The sequence below is a fragment of the Pseudoflavonifractor sp. genome (assembly GCF_050943825.1).
GTDB lineage: Bacteria > Bacillota > Clostridia > Oscillospirales > Oscillospiraceae > Pseudoflavonifractor.
The window spans coordinates 38585-50047 of sequence record NZ_JBMNPX010000002.1 but is presented as its reverse complement, the minus strand read 5'-3'; the positions used below and the strand labels follow the sequence as shown (position 1 = coordinate 50047).

The 11463-nt window shown below is 61.2% G+C and carries 12 protein-coding genes; 3 read left to right on the top strand and 9 right to left on the bottom strand.

Translation table 11 applies throughout. The features are described from left to right. Positions 1-77: 77 nt before the first annotated feature. Positions 78-881 (bottom strand): hypothetical protein, encoded by an 804-nt coding sequence (locus ACOX7T_RS02725; protein WP_433439670.1) that lies wholly within the window; start codon positions 879-881, stop codon positions 78-80. A 327-nt stretch (positions 882-1208) separates the two neighbouring features. Here ACOX7T_RS02725 and ACOX7T_RS02720 point away from each other — a divergent pair, with 327 nt between their 5' ends. After that, complete coding sequence (locus ACOX7T_RS02720) at positions 1209-2489, top strand: polysaccharide deacetylase family protein (RefSeq protein ID WP_433439668.1); 1281 nt, start codon at positions 1209-1211, stop codon at positions 2487-2489. A 93-nt stretch (positions 2490-2582) separates the two neighbouring features. Here the strand turns inward: ACOX7T_RS02720 and ACOX7T_RS02715 are convergent, their stop codons facing one another. From ACOX7T_RS02715 to ACOX7T_RS02695, 5 genes are all read right to left on the bottom strand, one after another. Then, positions 2583-3053: a CD1247 N-terminal domain-containing protein gene (locus ACOX7T_RS02715; protein WP_433439666.1), complete on the bottom strand. Its 471-nt coding sequence runs from the start codon at positions 3051-3053 to the stop codon at positions 2583-2585. Positions 3054-3146: 93 nt separating this feature from the next. Continuing rightward, entirely contained in the window at positions 3147-3710 is a 564-nt protein-coding gene (gene efp / locus ACOX7T_RS02710) for an elongation factor P (RefSeq protein ID WP_006574863.1), read from the bottom strand. A gap of 123 nt (positions 3711-3833) precedes the next feature. After that, positions 3834-4898: a M24 family metallopeptidase gene (locus ACOX7T_RS02705; RefSeq protein ID WP_433439664.1), complete on the bottom strand. Its 1065-nt coding sequence runs from the start codon at positions 4896-4898 to the stop codon at positions 3834-3836. Positions 4899-5170: 272 nt separating this feature from the next. After that, positions 5171-6019: a TIM barrel protein gene (locus ACOX7T_RS02700; RefSeq protein ID WP_433439662.1), complete on the bottom strand. Its 849-nt coding sequence runs from the start codon at positions 6017-6019 to the stop codon at positions 5171-5173. Then, the gene (locus ACOX7T_RS02695) at positions 6016-6537 is read right to left on the bottom strand and encodes a YqeG family HAD IIIA-type phosphatase (RefSeq protein WP_433439660.1); all 522 of its coding nucleotides are present in this window, start codon (positions 6535-6537) and stop codon (positions 6016-6018) included. Before ACOX7T_RS02695 ends, ACOX7T_RS02700 begins: the two co-directional genes overlap by 4 nt. A gap of 160 nt (positions 6538-6697) precedes the next feature. On the opposite strand from ACOX7T_RS02695, the gene ACOX7T_RS02690 reads away from it, so the two are divergent. Continuing rightward, entirely contained in the window at positions 6698-7474 is a 777-nt protein-coding gene (locus ACOX7T_RS02690) for a hypothetical protein (protein ID WP_433439658.1), read from the top strand. Between the two features lie 95 nt (positions 7475-7569). Then, positions 7570-8928, top strand: coding sequence for an 8-oxoguanine deaminase (locus ACOX7T_RS02685; RefSeq protein WP_433439656.1), 1359 nt, complete (start codon positions 7570-7572; stop codon positions 8926-8928). A 60-nt stretch (positions 8929-8988) separates the two neighbouring features. On the opposite strand, the gene ACOX7T_RS02680 is transcribed toward ACOX7T_RS02685, so the two are convergent. From ACOX7T_RS02680 to ACOX7T_RS02670, 3 genes are all read right to left on the bottom strand, one after another. Then, positions 8989-10188 carry a DUF4179 domain-containing protein gene (locus tag ACOX7T_RS02680; protein WP_433439654.1) on the bottom strand — a complete coding sequence of 400 codons (1200 nt, stop codon included), beginning with the start codon at positions 10186-10188 and terminating at the stop codon, positions 8989-8991. Beyond that, the gene (locus ACOX7T_RS02675) at positions 10169-10666 is read right to left on the bottom strand and encodes an RNA polymerase sigma factor (protein WP_433439652.1); all 498 of its coding nucleotides are present in this window, start codon (positions 10664-10666) and stop codon (positions 10169-10171) included. The genes ACOX7T_RS02680 and ACOX7T_RS02675 overlap by 20 nt, the downstream gene beginning before the upstream one ends. Positions 10667-10820: 154 nt before the next feature. Continuing rightward, positions 10821-11285 carry a DUF2798 domain-containing protein gene (locus ACOX7T_RS02670; RefSeq protein WP_433439650.1) on the bottom strand — a complete coding sequence of 155 codons (465 nt, stop codon included), beginning with the start codon at positions 11283-11285 and terminating at the stop codon, positions 10821-10823. Positions 11286-11463: the final 178 nt, after the last annotated feature.

The following is an 11463-nucleotide window of genomic DNA, read 5'->3' as shown; positions in this document are numbered from 1 at the left end:
CGGGGCTTCTTTCTCCATCCACGCTTTTCTACTTGCAAAAATTAAAAGCCCGGCAGCACATTGCTGCCGGGCTTTTCTTACATGAGCTTCACAGTGTAGTAGACAGCCATGATCAGCACCCACGCCGTAGGCACCGCATAGTAGACCATCTCTCCCACGCTGGTACCGATAATCAGGGAAGCAATCAGGACCAGCGCCATCAGCGCACAGCTGACGTAGATGAGGATATAGTTGGCAGTCTTGGGCAGGAGCCGGACGCTCTTCTCCTTCACAGTCAGCACACCCTGGCCGCGCTGGGCTGCCGCCGCCAGAGCCGCCACAGCAGCCAGGAACACCACCAGCAGAGCCATAATCACATAGGTCCGCATACCAGTACCCAGCGCGAAGCGGATATAGATGCCCAGTACACCGGCCGCACAGGCCGCAGCCACAGCGAAGAACTCGGTCTGGTAGATATAGTATACAAAGGCAAGCACCGCAAACACTACGTTGGCAAAAATCAGGAAATCCACACCGGTGGCGTTAAACTGCCACACGATGGCACTGTATACGCCCAGCATAACCAGGAACGCGCCGATAGCCCACAGGAAGATTCCCTTTTTTCCCTTCTTCCACTGGCTGACCGCCAGGAAGAGCACTGCCGCACCAGCAATAATGCCCGCGAAGGTGATGATCTTCAGCGCAGAGGCAATGCCAACCGCCAGGCTGATACCAAAGCCATCCACCGTAAAATCAATATAATATTTCTGCGTCATCAGCAGCAGGAACTCCAGAACCACCGCTCCTACAATCCAGTAGAGAACTTTGGTAAGCGCGATGTCCTCCTGGCGCTGCTTCTCTGCCTTCAGCCGCTGCTTTTCCAGTCTTTCTCTGCTATCCATTTATCCATCTCCTATGGAAATTCTCCTGCGCCGCCGGCAGGTGCGAGGAACCAATCCTCTGTATTTTACCAGAAAGTTACCTGCTTTGCAACTAGAAAAACCATCCGCCTGCCTGTTTCAAAAAATTTCGTCTTTTTTCTGCCGCTTAAAACTTTTTTTGCGCTTTCTCCGTCTAAGCATTATCTTTTGCACTCCTTCAGAAACCTGAAAAAATTTTAAGGAATTGTAACCCCTTTGTTATCTACTTTTCGATTTTTTTGTCGTATGATAGTAGTCACTGGCAAGGCACTACACACAGAGAACTATCTTGCAGGAGGAACGCTTTCCATGAGAACAAAAATCAACCGCTTTCTCGCGTTGGGGCTGGCTCTGGCCCTGATGCTGCCCCTGGCTGCCTGTAAATCCACCGGCGACGGCGGACAGTCCCAGGCGCCCCAGCCCTCTCAGAGTGAGACCCAGCCTTCCGCTACCCCCACGCCCACACCCACTCCCGAGCCCGTGGACCCCTACGACGCGGTGCGCAACTACTGGAGCGAGGACCAGCTCACCCAGGCCTGGGGTCCCAACCAGCCGGTGGAGCACCTGTTCTTCCACCCCGTCATCGCCTATCCGGAGTACACCTTCTCCAGCGCCATCTCTGAGAAGCGTCAGAAAGGCCTGGACGACTGGATGGTAACGGTGGACGAGTTCAAGAAGATCATTCAGAACGTCTATGACAAGGGCTATATCCTGGTGAACATGGGGGATGTGTGGAGCGAGGTCACCGACGAAAACGGCGTGACCCGGATGCAGCGCAACACCCTCATGCTCCCCGAGGGCAAGAAGCCCCTCATCATCTCCTTTGACGACGTGAATTACTACCAGTACATGCTGGAGGAGGGCTTCACCTCCAAGCTGGTGCTGGGAGACGACGGCCAGATCTGGGCCGAGACCCGGGACCCCTTCACCGGTGAGGTCTCCCTTACCCAGGACCTGGACGCCACTCCCATTCTGGACAACTTCGTCCTGGAGCACCCCGACTTCTCCCTCAACGGCGCCAAAGCCATCTACTCCCTCACTGGCTATGAGGGTATCTTCGGCTACCGCACTCAGAACGACCGGTATATCGCCGCCGACGACCCCGCCCGCCCCGCCTTTGACGCCAAGCGCGCCGCTGAGATTGAAGCGGTCAAGCCCATCATCGAGCGTCTGAAGGAGACCGGCTGGACCTTCGGCTCTCACACCTGGGGCCACTGTAATCTGGACACCTGGTCCCTGGAGAAGATCCAGATTGACACTGAGCGCTGGGCTGAGGAGGTTGGCAGCCTGGTTGGCCCCACCAACATCCTCTTCTACCCCCACGGCGCCCGCCCCGACGGCAACGACTGGCACAAGACCGGCCCCAAGTTCCAGTACCTCCAGAGCCAGGGATTCCGCATCTTCGCCAGCGTGGGCACCAACTCCTTCTCCTATATCAAGGATGACATCTCCGCCGTCATCTGCGACCGGCTCCATCCCGACGGAACCACCCTCCGCTGGGCCCGCAGCCGCTACCTCCAGTTCTACGACGCTCAGGAGATCATCGACCTGTCCGTCCGCCCCGACCGTGGCTACGATTTCAGCAAGTAACACACAGCGGGACCTGCTTTGTGTAGGTCCCGCTTTTTTTAGAGCACGCAAAAAAGCCCGGAGCATTTTGCTCCGGGCTTTTGTTGTTGGATTTTACTCCTCGTCGCCGTGGTCGTGATCGTGGTCGCAGCCACAGCCGCAGCCGCAGTCATCATCCTCGCAGTCGCCCACGTCGATGACAAACTTGCCCTTGCAGTTGGGGCACTCCACGGTGCCGGCCTCCAGCACGGCCTCGTCGATGACCAGGGAGTCGCCGCAGTTGGGGCACTCGACCTCGAAGAAGTCGTCGTCGCCGCAGCAGTCGCACTCGTCCTCATCGTCGTCCTCATCCTCGTCGTCCTCGTCGTAGACAACCTTCTCCACGTCGGAGAGATCGTCGGAAATGGCGTCGATCTCCTCGCCCATGGCCTCCATGTTGTCCTCCATGTCCTCGATGGACAGGCCGACCTCTTCCAAGATGCCGATCATCACGCTGATGAGCTTGCCCTCCTTGGACTCCTCGGTGTCCAGCTTCATGCCCTCAGCCAGGCCCTTCAGGTACGCGACCTTCTCAGAAATCGTCATGTTAATCTCCTTTCACACTCATCCTCTTGGGACCGTTCGAAAGTGGATCGTTCTCATGGCTCACCCGTGCGGCACTGTGCCGCCAGGTATTGCTCAGGCCTTGCAGCGCTCCAGGTACTCGCCGGTGCGGGTGTCGATCTTGATGCGGTCGCCGGGGTTGATGAACAGGGGCACCTTGATCTCCGTGCCGGTCTCCAGGGTGGCGGGCTTGGTCACGTTGGTGGCGGTGTCGCCGCGGAAGCCGGGATCGGTCTCGGTGACCTCCAGCTCCACGAACGTGGGGGGCTCCACGGAGAAGATCTTGCCCTTGTAGGAGTTGATCTTGCAGGACATGTTCTCCTTCACGAAGCGGAAGTTGTCGCCCAGTACGTGGCCGTCGATGGGCACCAGATCATAGGTCTCGGGGTCCATGAAGTAGTAGAGATCGCCGTCGTTGTAGCTGTACTCCATGTCCTTGCGCTCCACGAAGGCCTCCTCGAACTTGGCGGTGGGGTTGAAGGAGGTCTCGGTCACGCCGCCGGTGATGACGTTCTTCATCTTGGTGCGGACAAAGGCCGCGCCCTTGCCGGGCTTCACGTGCTGGAACTCGACCACCTGCATAACCTGGCCGTCCATCTCAAAGGTCATGCCGTTACGAAAATCGCTTGCACTAATCATGGGTATCGTCCTCCAAAAATTGGTATCTTGTGGGGGTTCACATATTATCAAGTCATTTTACCGTATTCTGCCCGCTTTTGCAAGAGCTTTTCCCCTTCGCGGGCAGAATTTTAAGGAAACTGCTCAGAGTACGATGAGATCCTTGGGGGCTTTGGTGATATTGATGCAGCCGTCCTCGGTCATAATGGCCACGTCCTCGATGCGCACGCCGAAACGGCCGGGGAGGTAGATGCCGGGCTCTGCGGACACGGCAGCGCCCACAGGCATGAGGGACTCGTCCCGGGTGTTGGCGTTGGGGGACTCATGGATCTCAATGCCCACGCTGTGGCCGTAGCCGTGGCCGAAGTAGGCGCCGTAGCCGGCGTCCTCGATGACCTTGCGGGCTGCGGCATCGATGCTCTTGCCGGGGACCCCCGCCTTGGAGGCGGCCAGACCGGCCAGCTGGGCCTGGAGCACCACGTTGTACACCTTCCGCATCTCCTCAGTGGGCTCGCCCAGGGCCACGGTACGGGTCATGTCGGAGCAGTAGCCGTTGTAGATGCAGCCGAAGTCCATGGTGATGAACTCACCGTTCTCCACCTTCTTGTCGCTGGGCACGCCGTGGGGCAGGCTGCCGTTGGGGCCGGACACCACGATGGGGTCAAAGGACATCTTCTGGGCGCCGAAGCGGAGCATGTCGTACTCCAGCTTGGCGGCAATCTCCTTCTCCGTGACGCCGGGCTTGATGAACTTGAGAATCTCGTCAAAGGCCCGCTCGGCAATCCGCTGGGCCTGCACCATGGCGTCGATCTCCTCCTGGTCCTTGGCAGCCCGCAGGCCGTTGACCAGGCCCTGGGCGGGCACCAGCTCCACCTGGAGGGCGTTGTCCAGGTACCGGTACTGGGCCACGGTCATATAGCCGTCCTCAAAGCCCAGCTTGTGGATGCCCAGCTCGTCGATGGCCTGCTGGAGGAGGGCGGGATAGTTCCGCTCCCGGTTGGTCATGGTGATCACCGCGCCGGTGACGGTCTTCTCCGCCGCCTCAATGTAGCGGGAGTCGGTGAAATAGCGGCACTCGCCGGCGGTCACCACCACATAGCCCTCGCCGTGGAAGCCGATGCCGTAGTACTCGCCCGGGGCGCTGGAGAGCAGCATGGCGTCGATTCCATATTCGGGCAGCTTGGCCCCGATCTGTTTCAGATGGTTCATCACAATCTACTTCCTTCTCTATAAGTTGGCGGCTGAATCCTCATGGAGGAGCCGTCCGTATGGCGGCGTTACAGCGCCGCCTGATACAGCTTTTTCATGGTTATGGCGTTTCGCCCCAGCGGACCACGGTCCGCCGGGGACCCCATTCCATTTTCATCTGCCTGGGCGGAATAAATCCGCCCGGCATCAAGGTTTTTTCTCCGAAAAAACGCTTGTACGGCGCAAAAGCGCCGCCCCGCTGTGCGGGGCCCCTGTGAAAGTACACAGGGCAGTCAGCCCTGCGCCGCCTGATACAGCTTTTTCATGGTCACCGCGTCCTCGGCCTGTGTTCCGGCCGATTCGCAGATAAAGGTGGGATTCCAGCCCCGGCGTGCAATCTCGGCCATCAGGGGCGCCGGGTCGGGGCCGAACTCGTCCTGGTCAAAGGTCAGGTGCATCTTCTCTCCGCCATTGGGGGTGAACTGAATCTTGGAGAAGTGGCTGTGGAAGTGGGACGCCCGCTCCTCGCCCAGCACCTCAACCACCCGGTCCAGCATGCGGACACAGGCCTCATGGCCCTCCAGCTCCCCCAGGGTGCGGGCGTACAGGTGGCCGAAGTCGATGCAAGGCGTGAGCCGCTCATCCAGCGTGCACAGCTCCAGCACCTCGTCCAGGTCCCCCAGCTGGTTGATCTTGCCCATGGTCTCAGGGCAGAGGGTGATATGGCCAAAGCCCTCGCCGTCCACGGCGGAGACAATTTCCTTGAGGGAGTTCAGGGCGATGTCCTGGGCCTCCCGGCGGGTGCGCTTCATCAGCGCCCCGGAGTGGATGACCACCCGGGTGGCCCCCATCCAATCCGCCGCACGGCAGGCAGCAATGATATAGCCCGTGGTCTTTTTCAGACTCTCCGGGTCGGGGTTGGCCAGGTTGATGAAGTAGGGCGCGTGGAGGGACAGCGCTACGCTGTTTGCCGCGGCGGCGGCGCCCAGCTTCCGGGCCGTCTCCTCCCCCACGTTGACTCCCTTGCCGCACTGGTACTCATAGGCGTCCAACCCCAGAGTGCTGAGCCAGCGTGGGGCGTCCACCGAGGATTTATAAGGGAATGATTCCGCGTTTCCCGCGGGTCCGAATTTTGCGCTCATAATGCTCTCCTGTTGTTTCGTCTTCCCAGGGCACGGAAGGGCTCCTCCACCGCGTAGCGGAGGTAGCGCCCCGGGTTGCCCGCCAGCTCAATGGGCTCCACCATCAGGGCCTTCACCCCGGAACGCCGGGCCCCCAGGATATCGGTAAAAATCTGGTCTCCCACCATGGCGGTCTGATCCGGCTTCCGGCCCATGCGCTCCATGGCTCTGAAGTACCCCGCCGTGCCCGGCTTGCCCGAATGGCCCTGATAGGGGATGTCAAGGGCCTGGGCAAAATGGCTGGCCCGGGTGGGCTTGCGGCTGTTGGACAGGAGGTAGAGCTCCACCCCCGCCGCCTCCAGCGCTGTCTTCCAGTCCCGCAGTGCCTGATCCGGCTCCGGCTGGCCGTACTTGGCCAGGGTGTTATCCAGATCCGCCAGGAGAAGGGTGATACCCGCCTGCCTCAGGGCGGCGGGTTCGATGTCGTAAATGCTTTGATACACCCGGTCGGGTATCAGGGAAAAAGGCAAACCGTTCACCTCGTTTATTTGCTATGCAAAAGCATAATGCACCGCAGAACTCTGCCTGTTTTCGCGGCGCACGCTCGGCGCATAAAGTTCTGCTTCTGAGCCTTAGGATGTCCGCATAGACTGCATTATAACATTTCGGCAAAACATGGACAAGGGGGTACCATCCATTATGCGTTCCAAAACCCAACTGATTCTCACCGTTCCGCCCGCTGACAGCCGTGCCGCTTCCCGGCTGGGGCTGCCTCTGGCACACACAGCCTACCGGGTAGGCGGCGGCCCCCATCTCTTCCGCGCCAATATGCCGGTGGCGGTCCGGGGCGGGCTGATGGTCATTGACGATGCGGGCTTTGACGGCCTGGGCCAGGCCCTGCCCTTCTGCCACGAGGTCATGCGGGAGTGCTCCGCCCGGGGCTTTGACGGGGTCATCTGCTCCTTCCGTTCCCGGCCCCTCACGGTACTGGGGCAGATTGTCTCCCAGCTGGGGGAGCTGATGCACAAGCGGGGCTGGCCGCTGTACGTCCCCGAGGCCTACGCCCGGTTCTCTGACACGGCCCGGGTGCTCATCCCCACCGCTCTGTCGGGTGGCTCCCTCCGCCAGCGGCTGACCGAGGCGGCGGCGGAGTACGGCCCGGGCCGGGTAGCCCTGGACGTGGAGCTGGTGCGGCAGGACTTCTTTCTCCCCTCCCCCACCGGCCAGGGCGTGCCCATGACCAGGGAGGAACTGGAGAAAAAAATTGAGGAGCTGAGTCCGTCGGTGTTCTTCTCCAACGAGCTGTGCGCCCACTACTTCACCTACATGTCCCCCAAGACCGGCGCACACTTCGTCCTCTTTGACGACGCGGGGAGCATCCGCAAAAAGCTCCAGCTTGCCCGCAGCCTGGACATCGGCTACGCCGTCCTCTCCTACCCGGACACCTCCGATCTGCTGCTCCAGATTCTCGCCTGACCGCCCCCTGCGGCTTGCCTTCCGACACGCCCCATGGTATGATGAATTCAAGGGGATTTTCCCCATTCTATTCTCAAAAAAGGGGGCGCCGCTCCATGTCCACCCTGCTCATCCGCAACGCGCGCTATATCGTCTCCTGCGATGACTACGACACCCTCCACGAGAATGTCAACCTCTTCATCCGGGACGGCGTGGTAGAGTACATCGGACCCAAGCTGTGCCATGCCGAGGCCACCATAGACGCCTCCCGCATGGCGGTCTATCCCGGCCTTATCAACACCCACCACCACCTGTACCAGATTTTCTCCCGCAACCTGCCCGAGGTCCAGCGGATGGAGCTGTTTCCCTGGCTGGTCACCCTGTACGAGGTGTGGAAGAACCTGGACGAGGACGTGGTGTACCACTCCTCCCTCACCGGCATGGGGGAGCTGCTCAAAAACGGGTGCACCACCTGCTTTGACCACCACTATGTGTTCCCCGACAGGGCCGGGGATCTGATTGCTGCCCAGTTCCGGGCGGCGGACACCCTGGGCATGCGGTTCCACGCCTCCCGGGGCTCCATGGACCTGTCCAAGAAGGACGGCGGCCTGCCGCCCGACAGCGTGGTCCAGTCCATCGACGCCATTCTGGCCGACTCGGAGCGGCTGGTGAAGGTGTGGCACGACAACAGCCGCTATTCCATGCACCGGGTGGCTCTGGCCCCCTGCTCCCCCTTCTCCGTGACCGGCGACCTGCTCCGGGAGAGCGCCAGGCTGGCCCGCAGCCTGGGTGTGCGGCTCCACACCCACCTGGCCGAAACCAAGGACGAGGAGAAGTTTACCCTGGAGAAGTTCGGCATGCGCCCCCTGGCCTACATGGAGTCCCTGGGCTGGCTGGGCAACGATGTGTGGTACGCCCATGGCATCCACTTCAACGACGATGAGCTCCGTCTCCTGGCCGAGACGGGCACCGGCGTGGCCCACTGCCCCATCTCCAACATGAAACTCGCCTCCGGCGTCTGCCGCCTCCACGAGATGCTGGACATGGGTGTGCCGGCGGGTCTGGCGGTGGACGGCTCCGCCTCCAACGACGGTTCCAATCTGCTGGAGGAGATGCGGGTGGCCTACCTGCTCCAGCGGCTGACCTACAGCCAGAAGGCCCCCACCGGGTACGACATCCTCAAGCTGGCCACCCGGGGCTCCGCCGCCCTGCTGGGCCGGGACGACATCGGCTGTCTGGCCACCGGCATGGCCGCCGACCTGTTCCTGGTGAACCTGGACCGGATTGAGCTGGTGGCCGCCCAGTTGGACCCCAGATCCATGCTGGCCACAGTCGGCCTCAAGGGTCCGGTGGACTACACGGTTGTCAACGGCAGGGCCGTGGTACAGAACGGCCAGCTGGTCACTGTGGACGAGGCCGAGGAGGCCGCCGCCGCCAACGCCTGCGCCGGGCGCTACCTGGGCCGGGTACTGTAAGCACAGGAAAATACAGCGCGCCCGGGAACCCTAAGGTTCCCGGGCGCGCTTCATTTTATCTCAGCCTGCCTGGCTGGCTGCCTCCGGCTCCTCTGCTGTGTTGCCGCCGGTGTTCCAGGTCCGGTTGACCTGGTTCCAGTAGGTGTCGTTCCAGAAGGTGCCGGGGGTGAACTGGAAATACACTACCTTGCCGGGGGTAGATGTGTCGTCGTTGTCCCCCACGAACACAATGTCCGCAATTTCCGCCACGTCAATGACCTGCTCCAGCTCCAGGTACAGGTGGTCCGCCCGGAAGAAGGTGTCGCCGTTCTCGTCCAGGAAGCGGTCCATTCTGCCCGTCGCCTTCTCCGGGAATGCAGCCTGCACCTTGGTGCCGTCAGACAGCAGGATGTATACGCTCTGTCCGTCATAGGTCTGGCTGTCAGAGAGAATCAGGTCCATGGTAATGGAGATGGGGGACACGGTCAGGTTCTCCACCACGGCCATGGTGGTGCCCCCCAGCTTCACGGCGCTTCGGCCGCTGAAGGCGTAGTATTCAGTGGCGCTCTTAAAGGGGATGACCACGTCAATGTCCAGCCCCTCCGCAACGGTCACCGCCTGGCCGTCCACCCACATGCCCAGCTCGCTGATGCCCCGGAGCATGCAGTAGGCCGCGCTGTCGGAAAAACCCCGCTCCGTGGACAGGGTGAAGAGCAGCTCCACCCGGTTGTCCGTGGGGTCGTCGTCCGCCAGGTACTCAATGCCGTAGGCCCAGCCGGAAGGCGGGTTTGCGGATTCGGTACAGTCCTCGTCGGCGTAGAAGGCGCAGGCATACCCGGTCTCGCCGTTGAACCAGCACCGGTTCTTCCCCTCCTCCGCCTGGTCAGGCACCGGCACCACGGTGCCCTCGGGGGCGGCAAACTCCAGGCGCAGGTAGAGCCGCTCCTGGTCGGCCACCACCTCCTTTATGGTGATGGACGCGCCGGAGCCGTTCTGGTCCTCAAAGACCTGGTCCAGAATCCGGGCGCCCAGCTGTTCCTCCTGTCCGGCACTGTCGATGCCGAACAGTTCCCGGAACTGGGGCGACAGCCCTGCCAGGGAGGTGGCCCCAGCCGCCCCAATCAGCAGGGATACCGCCGCCACTGCCGCCACAAGGCCCCGGTAGTGGGGCCTGACCGCCCGCCGTTTTTCCGCTCTCTTCTCCAGCAGGCCCCGCCGGAGGGCCTCCTGTTCTGCTGCCGTGAAGCGCAGCTGTTCCAGTTCATCCTGATATTGTGTCATAGCCCTGTCCCTCCAGTTCTGTTTTCAGCTTGTCTCTGGCCCGCTTCATCCGGGCCCGCACCGCCTCGGGCCGGAGGCCCAGCAGCGCGCCGATCTCATTGGTGTCGTAGCCCATGTAGTAGTAGAGCACCAGCACCTCCCGGTACTTGGCGGGCAGCTTCTGGACCTCCTCCAGCACGCCGCCCTCCTGGGGCTGAAAGGCCGCCTGCTCCGCCAGTTCCTCCAGCGCCACGGTCCGGCTGCGCCAGGGGCTGCGGCGCAGATTGCGGCACTGGTTCACCGTCACCTTCACCAGCCAGGCCCGCTCGTGGGCCGGGCTGTCAAAGACGCCGTCATACTCCAGCCGCTTGAGCAGCACCTCCTGGCACACGTCCTGGGCGTCCGGCACGGAGTTGAGAATGGAGTAGGCCACCCGCAGCAGCTGGTTGGAGTAGGTCTCCACCAGCCGTCGGGCCAGCTCCTCCGCTTTTTCTGCCATGCTCTCCCCTCCTCTGTATCCGTTTGGAACGCGTTCACCCTTTATACACCTGGGCAAGAAGAAACGTGACGCTTTTCTCCGATATTTTTCTCAGAATAGCACATGAGACCCGCACCGTCCATGGACGGCGCGGGTCTCGGCCTTTTGAAGGATATTACTTTGCCTCTGCCGGCTGCCGGCGGAACAGGGTCCGGAAAATCAGCCGGACCAGGGGGCCACAGTAGAGCATCTGCCACAGCATGGCCATGGGCATATTGCAGCCGAAGGTATGAATCCAGGTGCCGAAGCTGGGCTCCTTGAAGAGCAGAGTGGCGATAAGGCTCATGGTGGGGCACATGATGCACACGATCATGACGGAGATGGCGTAGGTAATCAGCTGCGGGCGGTCGGTGGGGCGCATGAAGCTGAAGGCCAGCCGGGTGGCCAGCTTCTCCACCACAAAGAACTCCAGCACAAAAGCGATGGGCGCCATGATGGGCAGCTCGTGGAGGGCCATGACAAAGGTGGCGTTGGTGACGCCGCCGGTGTTCAGGGCCACGTTGTAGACGATCATCCCGTAGACCATAATGACGGCCATAATAATGGTAAAGACCACATTTTCCAGTTTCGTTTTCGGCATTGAAATGCTCCTCCCATAAAATACATGCTGATGGCAGCGCTTTGATTCATGGCCGCGCCGCTGAAAGCGACACAGGGCCAATTTTGCTATGCTCCTGCACAGCAAAAAAGAAGCAGCGAAACTTTCGTCTCGCTGCTTCCGCTCACTGCGACTACCATTCATTGCTTTTGATTATAGC

What these genes read in the sequence shown, in the direction of transcription:
- ACOX7T_RS02725 (WP_433439670.1), bottom strand. Translation starts at nt 881, where the DNA reads ATGGATAGCAGAGAAAGACTGGAAAAGCAGCGGCTGAAGGCAGAGAAG.
- ACOX7T_RS02670 (WP_433439650.1), bottom strand. Translation starts at nt 11,285, where the DNA reads ATGCCGAAAACGAAACTGGAAAATGTGGTCTTTACCATTATTATGGCC.
- efp (WP_006574863.1), bottom strand. Translation starts at nt 3,710, where the DNA reads ATGATTAGTGCAAGCGATTTTCGTAACGGCATGACCTTTGAGATGGAC.
- ACOX7T_RS02720 (WP_433439668.1), top strand. Translation starts at nt 1,209, where the DNA reads ATGAGAACAAAAATCAACCGCTTTCTCGCGTTGGGGCTGGCTCTGGCC.
- ACOX7T_RS02715 (WP_433439666.1), bottom strand. Translation starts at nt 3,053, where the DNA reads ATGACGATTTCTGAGAAGGTCGCGTACCTGAAGGGCCTGGCTGAGGGC.
- ACOX7T_RS02690 (WP_433439658.1), top strand. Translation starts at nt 6,698, where the DNA reads ATGCGTTCCAAAACCCAACTGATTCTCACCGTTCCGCCCGCTGACAGC.
- ACOX7T_RS02675 (WP_433439652.1), bottom strand. Translation starts at nt 10,666, where the DNA reads ATGGCAGAAAAAGCGGAGGAGCTGGCCCGACGGCTGGTGGAGACCTAC.
- ACOX7T_RS02705 (WP_433439664.1), bottom strand. Translation starts at nt 4,898, where the DNA reads ATGAACCATCTGAAACAGATCGGGGCCAAGCTGCCCGAATATGGAATC.
- ACOX7T_RS02700 (WP_433439662.1), bottom strand. Translation starts at nt 6,019, where the DNA reads ATGAGCGCAAAATTCGGACCCGCGGGAAACGCGGAATCATTCCCTTAT.
- ACOX7T_RS02685 (WP_433439656.1), top strand. Translation starts at nt 7,570, where the DNA reads ATGTCCACCCTGCTCATCCGCAACGCGCGCTATATCGTCTCCTGCGAT.
- ACOX7T_RS02680 (WP_433439654.1), bottom strand. Translation starts at nt 10,188, where the DNA reads ATGACACAATATCAGGATGAACTGGAACAGCTGCGCTTCACGGCAGCA.